This is a genomic window from Microbulbifer agarilyticus, from assembly GCF_019800665.1.
Lineage (GTDB): Bacteria > Pseudomonadota > Gammaproteobacteria > Pseudomonadales > Cellvibrionaceae > Microbulbifer > Microbulbifer agarilyticus_C.
In genome coordinates this window covers 271,826-287,819 of sequence record NZ_JAHVKO010000002.1, presented here as the reverse complement: position 1 = coordinate 287,819, position 15,994 = coordinate 271,826, and the positions used below count along the sequence as shown (strand labels likewise).

The 15,994-nt window shown below is 51.7% G+C and carries 15 protein-coding genes; 13 read left to right on the top strand and 2 right to left on the bottom strand.

The annotated features are described in order from the left end of the window. The first annotated feature begins 44 nt into the window (after positions 1–44). From KUV22_RS05600 to KUV22_RS05550, 11 genes are all read left to right on the top strand, one after another. Positions 45–1,010: a thiamine pyrophosphate-dependent dehydrogenase E1 component subunit alpha gene (locus KUV22_RS05600; RefSeq protein ID WP_222229193.1), complete on the top strand. Its 966-nt coding sequence runs from the start codon at positions 45–47 to the stop codon at positions 1,008–1,010. Between the two features lie 56 nt (positions 1,011–1,066). Continuing rightward, positions 1,067–2,080: an alpha-ketoacid dehydrogenase subunit beta gene (locus tag KUV22_RS05595; protein ID WP_222229192.1), complete on the top strand. Its 1,014-nt coding sequence runs from the start codon at positions 1,067–1,069 to the stop codon at positions 2,078–2,080. Then, on the top strand, positions 2,077–3,540 hold the full coding sequence (locus KUV22_RS05590) for a dihydrolipoamide acetyltransferase family protein (protein ID WP_222229191.1): 1,464 nt from the start codon (positions 2,077–2,079) through the stop codon (positions 3,538–3,540). Before KUV22_RS05595 ends, KUV22_RS05590 begins: the two co-directional genes overlap by 4 nt. Before the next feature lie 10 nt (positions 3,541–3,550). Further along, positions 3,551–4,969, top strand: a complete 1,419-nt coding sequence (gene lpdA, locus KUV22_RS05585) for a dihydrolipoyl dehydrogenase (RefSeq protein ID WP_222229190.1) — start codon at positions 3,551–3,553, stop codon at positions 4,967–4,969. Between the two features lie 10 nt (positions 4,970–4,979). Beyond that, entirely contained in the window at positions 4,980–5,405 is a 426-nt protein-coding gene (locus KUV22_RS05580) for a Zn-ribbon domain-containing OB-fold protein (RefSeq protein WP_222229189.1), read from the top strand. Between the two features lie 106 nt (positions 5,406–5,511). Beyond that, a complete protein-coding gene (locus KUV22_RS05575; protein ID WP_222229188.1) occupies positions 5,512–6,654 on the top strand; it encodes a thiolase family protein in 1,143 nt (380 codons plus the stop codon). 30 nt (positions 6,655–6,684) lie between these two features. Next, complete coding sequence (locus tag KUV22_RS05570) at positions 6,685–8,070, top strand: aromatic ring-hydroxylating oxygenase subunit alpha (protein WP_222229187.1); 1,386 nt, start codon at positions 6,685–6,687, stop codon at positions 8,068–8,070. A 27-nt stretch (positions 8,071–8,097) separates the two neighbouring features. Beyond that, complete coding sequence (locus KUV22_RS05565; protein ID WP_222229186.1) at positions 8,098–8,874, top strand: SDR family NAD(P)-dependent oxidoreductase; 777 nt, start codon at positions 8,098–8,100, stop codon at positions 8,872–8,874. A 51-nt stretch (positions 8,875–8,925) separates the two neighbouring features. After that, entirely contained in the window at positions 8,926–10,548 is a 1,623-nt protein-coding gene (locus tag KUV22_RS05560; RefSeq protein WP_222229185.1) for an AMP-binding protein, read from the top strand. A 27-nt stretch (positions 10,549–10,575) separates the two neighbouring features. Beyond that, a complete protein-coding gene (locus KUV22_RS05555) occupies positions 10,576–11,331 on the top strand; it encodes an SDR family NAD(P)-dependent oxidoreductase (RefSeq protein WP_222229183.1) in 756 nt (251 codons plus the stop codon). 76 nt (positions 11,332–11,407) lie between these two features. After that, complete coding sequence (locus KUV22_RS05550; RefSeq protein ID WP_261319192.1) at positions 11,408–11,923, top strand: pyridoxamine 5'-phosphate oxidase family protein; 516 nt, start codon at positions 11,408–11,410, stop codon at positions 11,921–11,923. 126 nt (positions 11,924–12,049) lie between these two features. On the opposite strand, the gene KUV22_RS05545 is transcribed toward KUV22_RS05550, so the two are convergent. Both KUV22_RS05545 and KUV22_RS05540 read right to left on the bottom strand, forming a co-directional pair. Next, positions 12,050–13,306 carry a cytochrome P450 gene (locus KUV22_RS05545; RefSeq protein WP_222229181.1) on the bottom strand — a complete coding sequence of 419 codons (1,257 nt, stop codon included), beginning with the start codon at positions 13,304–13,306 and terminating at the stop codon, positions 12,050–12,052. 265 nt (positions 13,307–13,571) lie between these two features. Beyond that, positions 13,572–14,096 (bottom strand): hypothetical protein, encoded by a 525-nt coding sequence (locus KUV22_RS05540; RefSeq protein WP_077404812.1) that lies wholly within the window; start codon positions 14,094–14,096, stop codon positions 13,572–13,574. A 510-nt stretch (positions 14,097–14,606) separates the two neighbouring features. Here KUV22_RS05540 and KUV22_RS05535 point away from each other — a divergent pair. Together KUV22_RS05535 and KUV22_RS05530 are read left to right on the top strand one after the other, a co-directional pair. After that, the gene (locus tag KUV22_RS05535) at positions 14,607–15,377 is read left to right on the top strand and encodes an SDR family oxidoreductase (RefSeq protein ID WP_222229179.1); all 771 of its coding nucleotides are present in this window, start codon (positions 14,607–14,609) and stop codon (positions 15,375–15,377) included. A gap of 35 nt (positions 15,378–15,412) precedes the next feature. After that, positions 15,413–15,931, top strand: a complete 519-nt coding sequence (locus tag KUV22_RS05530) for a nuclear transport factor 2 family protein (RefSeq protein WP_222229177.1) — start codon at positions 15,413–15,415, stop codon at positions 15,929–15,931. Positions 15,932–15,994 lie beyond the last annotated feature (63 nt).

Sequence of the window (15,994 nt, the reverse complement as noted above, 5' to 3'; positions counted from 1 at the left end):
TAGATACTCAAGAAATCACAAAACCCAAGGCATCCACAAAAGGGATGAGTAAGCAGCAGTTCCTGAAGGCCTATCGGACCATGCGCACCATTCGCGATTTTGAAGACAAAATCAGCGAACAGTTTATGAAAGGCAATATCCCCGGGTTTCTTCACCTGTATTCCGGCCAGGAAGCTGTTGCCGCGGGGCTGTGCCTCTTACTTGACGATGATGACTACGTAATCAGTACGCATCGCGGCCATGGTCATTGCATTGCCAAGGGTGGCGACGTGGGCGGAATGATGAAAGAGATTATGGCCAAGCAGGGTGGTTTGTGTGACGGCAAGGGGGGGTCTATGCACATAGCCGACTTTGACAAAGGCATGCTGGGTGCAAATGCGATTGTTGGCGGAGGCCCCCCCATTATTGTCGGCGCGGCGCTGTCCGCCAAGACACTGGGTACCGATAGGGTAGGTGTTGCGTTTGGTGGTGATGGTTCCTCGAACCAGGGAACAACCTTTGAAGCAATGAACCTCGCAGTTGTTTTGAAATTGCCGGCCATTTTTCTGTTTGAAAATAACGGATACGGCGAAGGCACTCATGCGAGCTACGCGGTCGGCTCAAAAGATATCGCCAGTCGCGCTCAGGGCTTTGGTATGCCCGCCTACAAGGTAGATGGGACTGATTTGTTTGCCGTCTATGAGCTTTGCAAGCAGGTCGTGGAGCACTGTCGACAGGGTAAGGGCCCGGTGACCATCGAGGCAAGTGTGCCGCGATTTAAGGGCCACTTCGAGGGGGACCCACAGGCGTATCGGGGCGATGGGGAAATTGAGCGCCTGATGAAAGAGGAAGATTGTCTCGAAATCGCCCGCAAGGCCGCGGTCAAGAAGAAATTGGCCAATGCGAAAGAGCTGGATGCCATTGATGAGGAAATCGCTAGCTACATCAACGAAGTAACGGAGGCAGCCCTCGCGGCTCCAGCGCCGGGCGACGACGAATTGCTCACCAATGTCTACAGCTCGGCGTACTAATGAATCAAAAGGCACTTTGATAAAAGTCCCTTCACAAGAATAAATTTGGAGTTCTCATGCCCGTTAAAACATATAGAGAAGCAATCAACGAAGCATTGCATCAGGCCATGGCCGAAGATTCCAGCGTAATTGTACTGGGTGAGGAAGTTTCAGGCGGCGCGGGGTGTGATGGATCACGGGACGCCTACGGCGGTGTGATGGGGGTAACCAAAGGTTTGCTGCCCACTTATGGTGAGTCACGGGTAATCGATACCCCGATTACCGAGTCCGCAATTATCGGCGCTGCAGCGGGGGCTGCGCAGACTGGCTTGCGCCCCGTCGCTGAATTGATGTTTATGGATTTTTTCGGTGTCTGCTTCGATCAAATTTATAACCAGGCTGCCAAATTCCATTATATGTTTGGCGGCAAGGCCAAGTGCCCAATGGTGATTCGTTGTACCACTGGTGCAGGCTGGCGAGCCGGTGCACAACACTCCCAGAACCTCACCCAGATGGTGACCATGGTGCCCGGGTTGAAGGTTGTGTGCCCTACCAATGCATATGATGCCAAAGGCTTGATGCTTCAGGCGATTCAGGATGATGACTGCGTAATCTTCGTCGAGGACAAAATCCTCTACGACACCAGCTGCGAAGTGCCCGACGAGATGTACACCGTGCCCTTCGGCGAGGCTAAGTACTACCGCGAAGGTAGTGACCTGACCATCGTGGCAATTTCCAATCCAATGCACAAAGTCCTTGCGGTGGCGGATCGGCTCGAGGCGGAAGGTATTACCTGTGATGTGATTGACCCACGTACCACGTCACCGCTGGATGAGGAAGCGATCCTCGAAAGTGTGGAAATGACCGGCCGACTGGTTGTTGTGGACGAGATGACGCCACGTTGCGGGATGGCCTCCGATATTTCCAGCATCGTTGCCGAGAAAGCATTTGGCAGTTTGCGTGCCCCGATCAAGAAAGTCACCGCCGCACATTCTCCGGTTCCGTTTGCGCCCAACCTCGAAGATGCCTGGATTCCACAGGAAGCTGACATTGAGGCGGCCGTTCGGCAAGTGCTGGAGTATGCGTCATGAGCAATTTAAAGGCCCTGACAGTCCCCAAGTGGGGGATGTCTATGGAAGAAGGCGAGATTACCGAGTGGCGTGTTGATGTGGGAGATGAGGTCGCTGTCGGCGATGAAGTTGTCGACATCGAAACATCAAAAATCATCAATACCGCGGAAAGTACCTGTAATGGCACGCTGGTGCGTATCGTTGCGCAACCCGGTGAAATTCACCGCGTGGCAATGCTATTGGGCGTTGTTGCACAGGGGGAAGTTACGGATGCGGAAATCGATGCATTTGTTGCGAACTTTGAGCCGGATGCAGCCGCACTGGTCCCATCGCTAGTTTCTGGCGACGACAGTAAGCCGCAAGTTCCACAAGCTGTGTCTACCGAAAATGCAGCTTCGCCGACAACCACGGTGCCCCCTGTCGTCGAAAAGAGTGAGAAGGCACTGTCTGACGGGCCGGATGACAAAGCCGTGAACGCATCTTCTGTGGCGCGGCGAATTGCCAAGGCACACAACATCAATCTACACAATGTGAATCCTACCGGAAGAAACGGCCGTGTTTCCAAGTGGGATGTGGAGAAGGCTGCAGGGATCAGTGTTACGGCACCCGTCAAAAGGGCTTTCGAGACTTCACAGAAAGTGGTCTCTTCACTGGACGATTCCCGTATTGCAGCGACGCCGGTGGCTCGCAGGCTTGCGAAAAAGCTGGCCCTCAACCTGAATGACATCGTACCGACCGGGCGCAGGAATCGCGTTACCAAGGATGATGTAGAAAACGCTGCGCGTTTACTAAGCGGAGCATCTGACTTCAGCGTGCAGAAAGTCAGCAGGATGCGCAAGGTAATCGCGGCGCGACTGAGTGAGGCGAAGCAAACCATTCCTCACTACCGTGTGAATGTCGAGATTGATATTGACAGCTTACTGGCACAGCGAAAGTACATGAACGGCGAGCTCGGCCATCACATTTCGGTGAATGATTTTGTGATCAAGGCCTGTGCCAGTGCACTCAAGCGGGTGCCTGAAGTTAATGTTCAGTATGCCGGTGACACCGTCCGTGCTTTCGAACGTGCTGATATTTCAGTCGCTGTTGCGTTTGACGGTGGGTTGGTGACGCCTGTGATTCGCAATGCGTGCACCAAGTCCCTGCTCCAAATTTCTGAAGAGTCGCGTGATCTGGCACATCGCGCACATTCTGGAGCGCTGGCTATCGATGAGTTGCAAGGGGGTACATTCAGTGTGTCCAACCTGGGGATGTTTGGTGTCGATCAGTTCGACGCAATCATTAATGCACCTCAGGCGGCAATTCTTGCGGTAGGCGCAGGTAAAGAAAAAGCCGTAGCGCGCGATGGAAAGCTGGCCTCCGCCACGATGATGACGGTCTCGCTCTCGTGCGATCATCGTGTGATCGATGGCGCGTTGGCTGCGAAGTTCCTTCAGTCGGTTAAAGGGTTTTTAGAAAACCCCGCTTCCATGCTGGTTTAAGGGTGCAACTGTGGCAGAGATAAAAATCGATAAGCAATCATTCGATCTGGTTGTGGTGGGGGCCGGGCCGGGTGGGTATGTAGCCGCAATTCGTGCTGCGCAACTAGGCATGCGGGTGGCTCTGGTGGAGAGCCAGCACCTCGGTGGTACCTGCTTGAATTGGGGATGTATTCCTACCAAGAGCCTGCTGAAAAGTGCCGAAGTCTATCAGCAGATGAAAAATGCAGATGACTACGGGTTGACGGTAAAGGAACCCGGCTTTGATATCGAAAAAATTGTGCAGAGAAGTCGCAGTACCGCCGATCGTCTTAGTCAGGGTATTGGCTATCTCATGGATAAGAATGGTGTCCATGTCTTTGAAGGCTTTGCCAGTCTGACGGCGTGTGATGCTATCAGCGTTAGCGCTCATGGCGCTACTGTTGCCACGATTACTGCGCCCCATATTATTCTGGCAACCGGAGCCAGTCCCAAGATGATTCCGGGAGTGGCAACGGATAGCGAGCTAATCTGGACCGCCCGCGAGGCGATGACGCCTGAAGTGGTACCGGAAACCTTGCTAATCATCGGTGCAGGAGCAATCGGCATTGAATTTGCCAGCTTCTATAACACTTTTGGCAGCGACGTCACGCTGCTTGAGGTGGCTGATCGAATCTTGCCTCAGGAAGATGAAGACATTTCCCGCCTAGCGATGCGCTCGTTCAAAAGGCGCGGTGTGCAATTTTCTCTCGGCGCACGCGTTCAGAGTGTTGAGGTTAAAGACGGACGCGCGCACGCAACCTGGCAAGATGGTGCAGGCAACGCGCACAACGCGGTGTTTGACCGGGTAATTATGGCGGCTGGCATTGTCGCAAATACCCGCGGTCTTGGATTGGAAGCGCAAGGCGTGGCCATGCAAAACGGGCAGGTCGTGGTTGATGAGTGGTCGCAAACCACGGTCGAAGGTATTTATGCCATCGGAGATATGACAGCACCGCCGCTTTTGGCGCACAAGGCGAGTCATGAAGCCGTTACCTGTGTGGAGAAGATTGCGCGCACAGACAATCTGGAACCTCTCGATCCTCTATCCGTACCCTCGTGCATATACAGCTCGCCACAGATCGCGAGTGTCGGTTTGACGGAATCTCAGGCACAAGCGCAGGGGATTTCCGTACGCGTCGGAAAATTTGACCTCGGTAATCTTGGAAAGGCCCAGGCCATGGGCGATATGGAAGGTTTTGTTAAAACCGTATTCGACGCCGACACCGGCGAGCTAGTCGGTGCCCATATGATCGGCGCTGATGTTACTGAACTGATACAGGGTTATGTCATAGCCCGAAAAATGGAAACGACGGAAGAAGAACTGATGGAAACGGTATTCGCCCATCCGACCATGTCGGAGGCCATGCATGAAGCCGTCCTCGATGCCTATGACCGTGCGATTCATCACTAGGGAGGCGGTAATGTACAAGAATACTCCAATTGCCGAAGGGCTTTTTACCTGGCCTTCGAAAGAGCCTGCACTGCTGGGCAGTCGTTGCCAGCAATGCAACATCGCTGAGTTTCCACAAAAGCCCAGTTGTCCTGCGTGTGGCAGTATGGATGTCCAAGTCGAAGAGTTACCTCGAAGAGGAACCCTCTGGACCTGGACTATTCAGGGATTTATGCCAAAAAAGCCCTATCTTTCTGACGAAACTCCCGAGACGTTTACACCTTACGGTGTCGGTTACATCGAATTACCTGGCGCGGTCTGCGTAGAGAGCCGGCTTCTCGAAAATAGCCCCGAGAAACTCAAGATCGGGATGGAAATGGAGCTCGTGGTGGAAACGTTCCGACACGATGAGTCGGGAAACCCAGTTATGAGCTTTGCGTTTAAGGCTGTTGAATGACCGCCATTTGGCTGCGAATAGGCCGTTATCAGTCAGGTGAATGTATTTCTGGGTAGCGCTTGAAATGACGTTAGCGACTCAGGAATACCCGGAATAGGGGGAAGTGATGGACGTTGCAATTGTTGGAATCGGGATACACCCGTTTGGTCGGACTGCGGGCTTAAGTGGCCTGCAGCAGGGGGCGTATGCCGCGCGTTTGGCCTTGAAGGATGCTGGTGTCGAATGGAAAGACATGCAGTTTGGTTTTGGTGGCAGCGCCAGCGCCGGCAGCGCCGATGCGTTGGTGAATGAACTTGGTTTAACCGGCTTGCCATTTATCAATGTTGCCAACGGTTGTGCCACCGGCGGCAGCGCGTTGATCTCTGCTTTCAATGCGATCAAATCTGGCGAATATGACATCGGTATGGTGACTGGGTTCGACAAGCATGAGCGCGGTGCCTTCAACGCGGACCCGAAACAAATGGGTATCGGGGAATGGTATGGCGAAGTGGGTTTGATGATGACAACCCAGTTTTTCGCCATGAAAATCCAACGGTATATGGATGCCTATGGGATCAGCAGTAATACCCTGGCAAAGGTTGCACAAAAAGCATTTTCCAATGGTGCAAAGAACCCAAATGCCTGGCGTCGCGAAGAGATCCCGCTGGATGTTATTAGTGACTCACCGATGATTAGCCACCCCCTTACCAAATTTATGTTTTGCGCCCCCGGAGAGGGTGGCGTTGCACTCATTCTGTGCCGGGCTGATATCGCCCGTCGTTACACCGATAAACCCATATATCTCAAATCGGCGGCGGTGCGGTCGCGACGCTATGGCTCATTTGAAGTGTTTGCACCTTCTCAGGCCCTTAAGCAGGTGGATGGGCCGACCGTTGATGCATCGCGGGCTGCGTTCGAAGCTGCCGGGGTGGGTCCGCAAGATATTGATGTGCTACAGCTACAGGATACCGAATCTGGTGCGGAAGTGATGCACATGGCGGAGAACGGCTTCTGTGAACACGGCGAGCAAGAGGCACTGATTCAAGCGGGTGAAACCGGCATCGAAGGAAAGCTCCCCACCAATACCGATGGTGGCTGCCTGGCGAATGGCGAGCCTATCGGTGCAACTGGTTTGCGTCAGGTCTATGAGACTTGTGTACAGCTCCGCGGAGAGGCGGGTGAACGTCAGGTTCCCAATACCCCCAAGGTCGGTTACACACATGTATACGGGGCCCCGGGTATTAGTGCAGTAACGATTTTGCAACGCTAGGTAGCAACAACAAGAAGAAGAGGCATAGCCATGTCAGAACAAGTGGAACTGAGCCCAGAAGATATTATTGCCCGCAGTCCTTCCGAGTCCTTCCAGGACTTACTGAAGCGTGAAACGGTTAATGTGCCGGATGCACTATTGGAAAGTACCGAGACCTACTTGGGATCGGAAGATCTTGCTGTCGAACGCTATACCTCTAAAGACTTCTTTGATCTCGAAGTGGAGAAAGTCTGGCGCAAGACCTGGCAGATCGCATGTCGGGAGAACCGTTTGCGCAAACCTGGGGACTATTTTGTCTACGACATTGTTAATGACTCCATTCTGCTGACACGTACTGAGTCTGGTGCACTAAAAGCGTTCCACAACTCCTGCCTGCATCGCGGTAGGGTGCTGAAGCGTGGCGCTGGAAATAGCGACAATCTTCGTTGCCCCTACCATGGCTGGTCCTGGGATCTCGAAGGTGAGTTTCTTGGGGCACCCTGTCAGTGGGATTTCCCACATGTCACCAAGGAGAATAGCAAGCTCCATGAGGTGAAGGTCGACACCTGGGGTGGATGGGTGTTTATCAATATGGACGAAGATGCTCCATCGCTTAAGGAGTATATGGAAGTCCTTCCTAACCATATGGATCAGTGGAGGCACGAACAGCGTTTTGTTTCACTGCATATCGAAAAGGTGATTGCCTGTAATTGGAAAGTTGCGCTTGAAGCGTTTATCGAATCCTACCATGCGATCGCAACACATCCGCAACTGATGCCATTCCAGGGTATTGATAATTCCCAGTACGACATCTGGGGAGACCATGTCAGCAGAACCATCAGTGCGTATGGTGTAGCCAACCCCAGTCATGCAGAGCAATTCACCGAGCAGCAGTCGCTGGACGCAATGATGGAGCTGATCGGCGTACCCGACCGCCCACAACTCGCACCGGGACAGACTGCGCGCGAGATGTACGCGGCACTCAACCTTCCGGTAGCAAACGAGCAGGCCGGAGAGGACTTTGCTGGTCGCACTACCATGTCAGAGCTGATGGACTCGACGCTCTACCTGCTATTCCCGAACTTTGCGCCATGGGCTGGAAACGGCACCGTTATTACTTATCGCCATCGACCGAATGGTGACGATGTCGACAGCTGTATCATGGAAATTTTCCTGTTGACTCGCTATCCGCAAGGAACCGATTCACCTCCGGATGCGCCGACATTCCGTCTTGGTATCGATCAGCCGTTTAGTGAAGCGGCAGAGGTGATGGGTGCGGGATTTGCCAATGTGTTTAATCAAGATGGTGCGAACCTTCCGCAAGTACAGAAAGGATTGAAGGCATCAAAAAAAGGTGCAGTGACTTTGGGTAATTACCAGGAGGTGCGAATCAGGCACTTCCACCAAACGCTGGACAAGTATCTACAGGCCAAATAGCCGCGCGAGCAATAAGGGGACAAACCTATGAATAAATTACTGGAACCCTTTTCTCTCGAAGGAAAGGTTGCCCTGGTTACCGGCGCGTCGAGTGGCTTTGGCCTGCACTTCGCACAGGTGTTGGCGGATGCTGGTGCGAAAGTCGCCCTAGCGGCTCGTCGAACTGACTTGTTGGAATCTGCGCGTGATGCAATTGTTGACCGCGGTGGCGAGGCGATGGCTGTCACTATGGATGTGACTGATTCGGCGAGTATACGCGCTGCATTTGATCAGGTTGAACAGCAGTTCGGCACGGTCACAGTGGTCATCAACAACGCGGGAATTTCAATAGCGCAGTTGCTGCTCAAAGCTACTGATAGGGATTGGAACGATGTATTGAATACCAATCTCAATGGCGTTGCTTTTGTCTCAAGGGAAGCGGCCACTCGTCTGGTTGCAGCTGACTTGGGCGGTAGCATCGTGAACATCGCGTCAATCACGGCAAATCGTCTGCAAAAAATGCTCAGTAGTTACGCCTCCGCCAAGGCCGCAGTAGTTCAGTTTACCAAGGCGGCCGCGTTGGAGCTAGCTGAGCACAACATTCGTGTAAATGCCATCTGCCCTGGCTACTTCAGCACACCATTGATTAGTGAATGGTTGAAGACGGAAGACGGACAGGCGTTGGTTAAGCGTATTCCGATGCGTCGTACCGGAGAACTTGATGAACTTAACGGGCCATTGCTACTACTAGCATCGGAAGCCGGCTCTCTCATGACAGGTTCATCGATCACCGTGGATGGTGGCCATTTGCTATCGGAGCTTTAGGCAGGGACGCCGTAGTTAAATTTGGAAAGACTAATTCAGCGAGGGACAATAATGATGATTAACCCCCTGACAGAAGCGCGTATTCAGCGCGACGAAAAGTACTGGGCAAATACCTCAATTTCTGATGGTGCCTGGGAGAAAGCTGCCTCCACTCCTGACGATGTAGCGATCTATCTGGAAGACGAAGCGCCGATAACCTATGGCTCCGTCGCATTGCAAGCCAGGCGCCTGATTACCGGCCTTAGAAAGCTCGGTCTGGGGCAGGGCGATGTGATTAGCTTCCAGTTGCCAAATTGGCGCGAGTCAGTCGTGCTCGATATCGCTGCGTCTGCAATGGGGCTAATCGTAAATCCTGTGATCCCAATATATCGGGATCGTGAGCTGCGTTTTATCCTCAAAGACGCCGGGACAAAGCTCATTTTTATCCCGGAGAAGATTCGTAGTCTTGAGTTTCCTTCGATGATAGCTTCATTGCGATCAGAGCTCCCAGACCTCAAGTATGTGGTAACGGCACGTGCGCAGGAAAGTCATAAGGATACGCTTCGGTTCGAAGACCTGTTGGAGAACACCCCTGCAGATATCGATAGCCTGCCCGATATAGACCCGAATTCGATTAAAACGATTTTGTACACATCGGGAACCACCGGTACACCAAAAGCGGTACTGCACAGCCATAATACACTGGCGCGCATTATCCAGAACTCCGTCGATTGCTGGGGCCTCAGAGAAGGTGACATCATGCTGATGCCCTCGCCCGTCACACACATTACCGGCTATGGATCTGGCATGGTCTTGCCGTTTATTTCTCCTGTGAAGTCGGCATTGATGGCCCGCTGGGATGCGGATGCAGCCGTCGAATACATTCAGCGGGTTGGCGCCTCAGCCAGTGTGGGTGCGACGCCGTTCTTGGTGGAGCTCCTGGCGGCGGCAAAACGCCATGGCACGGGTTTACCGACTATGCGGCTATTCGCCTGTGGCGGTGCCGCCGTGCCGCCACAGATCATCCATCGCTGCTACCAAGAACTGGATAATTGCCGTGCATTTCGCGTGTATGGCAGTACCGAAGCTCCGGTCATTACCCAGGGTTTTGTACGGGACGGTGAGCAGAACCTGGCGGCTGAAACAGACGGCATGATTTATGGATATGACGTAAAGATTGTCGATGATAAGGGGCATGAGGTTCCGGTAGGCGTTGATGGTGAGATTACGGCCCGTGGTGCTGGCATGATGCTTGGCTATGCAGACCCGGAACAAAATCGGCAAGCCCATGATGAAGAAGGGTATTTTTACACTGGTGACATCGGCATGCGCACCGCGGACAACGCCATTTTGATTACCGACCGCAAGAAGGACATCATAATCCGCGGCGGCGAGAATCTGAGTGCAAAAGAGATCGAGGATGTACTGCATGATCACCCTCAGATTAGAGAGGCCGCCGTTGTTGCGATGCCACACTACCGCCTGGGTGAAGGCGTCTGCGCCTTCGTGATTCCTGTCTCGCATGACCACAAGCTTAACCTACCAATAATCGCAGAATTTGCAGACAAAGCCGCGTTGGCAAAACAGAAAATTCCCGAGCATGTAGAGTTTGTTGAAGACTTACCGAGAACGGCCAGTGGAAAAGTCAAAAAAGATATTCTGCGTAAAGAGATAGCCGATCTTTTTCTTGGCTGAACAATCATTTTGAAAAGGAAGACAGTAATGGGAACCTTGACCAGTAAAACGGCGGTGGTAATTGGCGCTTCAGGTGCGCAGAATTTTGGATCAGCGATTGCACGCCGTCTCGCCGCCGAGGGCGCGAACGTTGTTGTTGCGGCAAGGCGCAAGGAACCGCTGGAGGCGCTTGCGAAAGAGATCGGCGGTCTGGCAGTGGCTTGCGATATCACTGATGAAGATCAGATTCAGGGCCTGTTTGACAGTGCGTTGAAGGAATACGGAAACGTCGACATCGCGGTAAACTCTGCTGGAATTCACGCCGCTGGCCTGATAGATGATCTGACCGCGGATCAGATTCGGCCAACCCTGGAAATTAGCTTTGTCGGCGCATTACTGTTTTTCAAGTGGGCCGCCAAATCAATGTCCCATAGCGGTTCAGTGGTGACGATTTCGTCGCTCACGGCGAGGATTCCCGGGCCCGAGATGGCTGTGTATGCAGGTGCAAGATCAGGCATCGATTACGCGCTTAAAGTTGCTGCGGTGGAATATGCTGAGAAGAAAGTTCGCTTTAATTCTATCGCCGCCGGTTTGATCGAGACTGATATGACTGCCCCCTTCTTTGGTGTAGGGCCATTGATTGATGCCTTTGTGGCTGATACGCCAGCTGGGCGTATGGGTACTGTCGACGATATTGCCGAGGCAGCGCTATATCTGGCGGACGAAGCGCGTTCCGGTTTTGTAAATGGGCAGTTGTTGGACCTATCGGGCGGTCAGCAAATGGGGCATTTGCCCCGTTTATGATCACAATTGATTTCAAGAGAGATTTATTGTGCCCGTGGTTGAAAATAACTCCAATAATCTATAACGGAGATCCATCATGTCTAACGATATGCAGGGTTATGAAGACGTAACGATATATGGTTTGTCCCAGGAACGAGAGAACGAACTGCTAAACAAGCAGATCGAGTGCAACTTCATCTGGACGAATAAAGAGGGGCATGGTCTTGGTGTGATTATGAATTACATCGCCAAGAATGGCTCCATCTGGGTTACCGCAACCAGCCAGAGACCGCGGGTCAAGGCTCTGCGCAGGGACCCGCGCGCATCCGTTGTGATATCGAGTATGGGCACTGATATGGGACCGGGTAAAACCGTGACTTATAAGGGACGGGTGAAGATTCACGAAGATCAGGCCACCAAGGATTGGTTCTATCCCGCGATGGCGAAGATCATCTCGCCTTATCCCGCACCTACTGAAGAGGCGGCGATTGCGCACCTGGATACCCCATTACGTGTGATTATCGAGTTGATTCCCGAGAAGACGATCAAGTTTGATGGGGATAGTATTGCGAAATCATCACATGAAGGAACCATTCCAGGGGCATCGTCCTGAATATTCGGGAATACCCCTTCACGTTCACCATTTTGGATAAGCAAAAAAAGCAGGCGCGATTAGCGCCTGTTTTTTGTTGCAATACGGTAAATGAATATGAACCCCGCGTAATTCCCTCTGTCTGGGTTACGGCTCGATGATAACTGGAATTTCTTCCAAGCCTCGGAGAAGAAGGTGAGGCATATACTCGAGTTTGTCCGCCGGACAAGCAAGACGGAAATTACTGCTATTTTCCAGGAGTTTTTCCCAAGCGATGATCATTTCAAGCTTGGAGAGATGTTGGCCGATACAGACATGTGAACCGAAACCAAAAGCTATATGACGATTAACGTTCTTTCTGGTCAAGTCGAATTGCTGTGGGTTCGCAAACATTTTCTCGTCATGATTCGACGAGAAGTATTTTAGTAACACCATGCTGCCAGCAGGGATCGTGACATCGCCAAGGGTGTAATCCGCCTTACAGACTCGCCACATATTGGAAGTGGGAGATGCAATCCGCAGCGATTCCTCCACGAGTGCTGGGATGAGTGATGGATCATCACGCACCATCTTTTGCTGTTCGGGATGCATACACAGCTGACGCATGCCTTCTGCGAGGGTCGCCGTGGTCGTTTCATTACCGGCAACCATGAACTGGGTGCAGTGGGATAGCTGCTCTTCGATCGTAAGAGGACGGCCCTCGTAGGTTGCGTGGGCTATGCGTGTCAACAAATCGTCCTGCGGGTTCTTTCTGCGTTCGTCAAGTGCCTCTACGAACCAATCATATTCGTCTTTTAGGCCAGCATGAGCGTTAAGCAGGGTTTCTTTGTCGCCCAACTGAGAGAATACAGTAACGTTATCCACCGTCCATTTGAACGCGAGATCTCGCATTTCGAGAGGCATGCCAAGCACATGCATAATGACGGAAAGCGGCAGTGGACGGGTGAACTTCTCAATGAAGTTAAACGGCTGTCCTGTTGGTAGATCACGGATGAGTTGATCGGTGAATTCACTTATCCATGGTCGGTATTTGGCCAAGTTCTTGGCCAGGAAGAAATCTCTGAGCTCATCGCGGTAGATCTTATGCTGTGGATCGTCAATCGTAAGTAGAGTCCCTTTGCCGAGGTCATATGTATTGGCCATTGCCGCCGCAACATCCTCATCTATTGCTTTGTCCGCACCTTGGGCAAGGGCAAAATCATTGGTAAATACGTCAGGCTTTTTGTGTGCCTCACGTACGAGTTCATAGGTTGAGACGATGTAGATACCGGAAGACGGGTCCTGGTAGACCGGCGCCTTCTCACGCAGGGTTTTGTCAAAGTGATATGGGCACTTGAGTGTCTCGGAGTCAAACAACGGCATCTCAGCCAAAGATTGTGGATCTTCTAGGGTTGCCTCAGTCATGTGCTTTTCCTCGTTATTGTCCAAGCATGATGCGGTACAAGAAAGCGTCTAATTCTGTGTTTCAACGTGTCTCATGATATTAGCAGGGGAATGCAAATAAAAACAAGCGTGACGGTTTGTTTTGGTCTGGTTCTTGATCTGGATCAAGCGTGGTGGGCAAGGGGAGGGGACAAAAAAGGAGGATGCTTCATGTGAGCATCCTCAGGCAGGCCTGCGAGTAGGTACCGCCCGTTAGGCGGGCGGGACAGAGTAATTCGTGATGATTCTATTGTTCTGGTTGTAATGCTTCGCTATTGATCGCATCGGAGGTTTTGTCTCGCATGGAGCCACCATCAAATGAAATGGTTTTCTCGGGAACGACTTCAATAATGATGCGCTCTGGTGTATCCAGAAACTGTACAAACAAATCGGGTGTTGGAGCCGGGTTATTGGTGTGCCGGGCAAAGTCAGGGTAGAACCAGTCCTTCGTCTCCTGGTCAGTATGCAGTATCGCGTGGCCCTTAAAGGTAATGGACTGGCTGACGTCGATGTCTGTACCGGCACTTGAAATGACAACACTGCAACGATTATCTCTGGCCAGGGCTTTCATACGTGCGCGTTGGGCGGTAGCAGTACACCAGATACGGCCATTGCGCCAGATATAGCTCATGGTTACGCCCATGCCATGTCCGGCTTTATTGGTCCAGATAAACGTTAATTCGTTTTGCTTACGTAGGAGTGCCTCTTCTCTATCGTTGGTAAGCCCATACATAGTCACGTCATCATAGTTTTTTACATGGCTATCACTCATGGGATTTTCTCTCCTGCTTATTTGACCAATCTACAGTTATTTCGCCGAAATAGGCTGTTGCTGTTAGAGCTGGGTTAGATCGAAACAGCTCGTCATATTTTCATTGCAAACTGCAATTCGTGACATATGCGACTTTACCGTCATGGGCGATCTGTGCCGGTGTTCTATACAGCGAATCTTTCCTTCTGATTCAAATGCGTTAAAAAACAGTACACATTGACTGTTTATCTGATAAGGTACAGATCAAACATAGGGAATGCAAGCGTGGTACTTACGGTAAGAGCGCACTTTCGCCAGGTCTGATGACGGTATGTTTGCCGGTATGAATATCGAAAGAGATATTTACTTGGCGCATATTTCAACCTTTGTCAGCTTATCGGAAGTATGCAACGAACAAGTAATCACGCCTTTTCAACGGCTTATCGTGATTCGATGCGCAAAATTTTTATATGTGGTACAAACTTTCAGGAAGTCTTAATAATTTAAAATAATACGAGGCTCAGTTACTTCATGGGACGTGTAGATAGTAAAGTAGCGATTATCACGGGTGCTGCATCTGGCTTGGGGCTCGCATCAGCGAAGCGGTTGGCTGAAGAGGGTGCCTCGGTGATTATGGCAGATATCGACGTTGCACGCGGAGAGGTTGAAGCAGCAAAGATCGATGGTGCAGCGTTTGTAAAACTGGACGTCACCAGTGAATCCGCTTGGGAGACCCTGGTCGATGACGTAGTTTCGGACTACGGATCGTTGGATATTCTTCTCAATTGCGCCGGTATTGCCGAGCTGGCCACGATTGAGCAGACGACTGAATCGCTATGGCGCAAAGTCAACGCGGTGGGCACCGACGGTACATTTTTCGGCTGTAAGCACGCCCTTCGCGTGATGAAAACACAAGGGCGTGGGTCAATCATTAATATGTGCTCCACTGCGAGCATCCAGGGCGGGCCAGCAATTTTTGCTTATGCCGCGTCCAAGAGTGCTATTCGAGGCATGACTAAGTCAGTCGCTTGTTTAAGTGCTCAAGCTGGTTATGGCGTTCGCTGTAACTCTATCCATCCGGGCAATATGTCCACACCAATGCTCGATACGATGTACAACATCGTTTTGGAACACGATCCAGTAACTGCTGCGCAGATGAAGAAAAGTTGGGTTGGCGATCCAATGGATGTGGCCAATATGGTGCTTTTCCTCTCCTCAGATGAGTCGGTATCTGTCAATGGAGCAGAAATGGTGGTCGATAATACGGTGACCATTACCGAAGGTATGGTTCCAAAAATCTAACTCGATCACCGCGACTGATTCTCAGGGACTAACCAATGAATGAAACTGATTTTCTCCAGTTAGAGTCTTCGTTTCGTGCCAGTTACTACGCTTACGCCGAAGGTCTTGATCGAAAAAACTGGCAAAAGGTACGGCGATGCTTTGCCGATGAACTGTATCTTGATTATGGCCCCGCTGTCGATCCAACGGTTTCGCCAGATAAGCCCAAGGATGCGGATGAGTGGGTTAGCCGGTTGCGGCACAACATCGGTGGGTTTGATCTAACGCACCACGTAATTACAAATTTTCGGGTCGACGTGTCGGGCGAGTTACCAAGCTGTAAAGCCTATATGGTCGCAGATCATATTATTTTTCCCGATGCATCGATGCCGGTGGCCGGGCCCGAAGATGTTATTACCGTGATTGGTGAGTACACCAATTCCTATCAGCGAATTGGTGGAAAGTGGAAAATTTTGAAATCGCGCCTTGAGGTATTTGGATCAAAGGGTAATTTGGATTTGTTTGCGCGTGCGATGGAACGCGTAGCCAACACAGAGGTATCTGCGGCCCTATAGGGGAAATGTACGCGGAGCGTTGGCGCTACTCGTGGTAAGGCGACCTGAACAAATAAGGATAAG

Coding starts and splice junctions, on each gene's coding strand:
- KUV22_RS05580 (WP_222229189.1), top strand. CDS start 4,980: ATGTACAAGAATACTCCAATTGCCGAAGGGCTTTTTACCTGGCCTTCG.
- KUV22_RS05540 (WP_077404812.1), bottom strand. CDS start 14,096: ATGAGTGATAGCCATGTAAAAAACTATGATGACGTGACTATGTATGGG.
- KUV22_RS05600 (WP_222229193.1), top strand. CDS start 45: ATGAGTAAGCAGCAGTTCCTGAAGGCCTATCGGACCATGCGCACCATT.
- KUV22_RS05570 (WP_222229187.1), top strand. CDS start 6,685: ATGTCAGAACAAGTGGAACTGAGCCCAGAAGATATTATTGCCCGCAGT.
- KUV22_RS05535 (WP_222229179.1), top strand. CDS start 14,607: ATGGGACGTGTAGATAGTAAAGTAGCGATTATCACGGGTGCTGCATCT.
- KUV22_RS05575 (WP_222229188.1), top strand. CDS start 5,512: ATGGACGTTGCAATTGTTGGAATCGGGATACACCCGTTTGGTCGGACT.
- KUV22_RS05565 (WP_222229186.1), top strand. CDS start 8,098: ATGAATAAATTACTGGAACCCTTTTCTCTCGAAGGAAAGGTTGCCCTG.
- KUV22_RS05545 (WP_222229181.1), bottom strand. CDS start 13,306: ATGACTGAGGCAACCCTAGAAGATCCACAATCTTTGGCTGAGATGCCG.
- KUV22_RS05595 (WP_222229192.1), top strand. CDS start 1,067: ATGCCCGTTAAAACATATAGAGAAGCAATCAACGAAGCATTGCATCAG.
- KUV22_RS05590 (WP_222229191.1), top strand. CDS start 2,077: ATGAGCAATTTAAAGGCCCTGACAGTCCCCAAGTGGGGGATGTCTATG.
- KUV22_RS05555 (WP_222229183.1), top strand. CDS start 10,576: ATGGGAACCTTGACCAGTAAAACGGCGGTGGTAATTGGCGCTTCAGGT.
- KUV22_RS05560 (WP_222229185.1), top strand. CDS start 8,926: ATGATGATTAACCCCCTGACAGAAGCGCGTATTCAGCGCGACGAAAAG.
- KUV22_RS05530 (WP_222229177.1), top strand. CDS start 15,413: ATGAATGAAACTGATTTTCTCCAGTTAGAGTCTTCGTTTCGTGCCAGT.
- KUV22_RS05550 (WP_261319192.1), top strand. CDS start 11,408: ATGTCTAACGATATGCAGGGTTATGAAGACGTAACGATATATGGTTTG.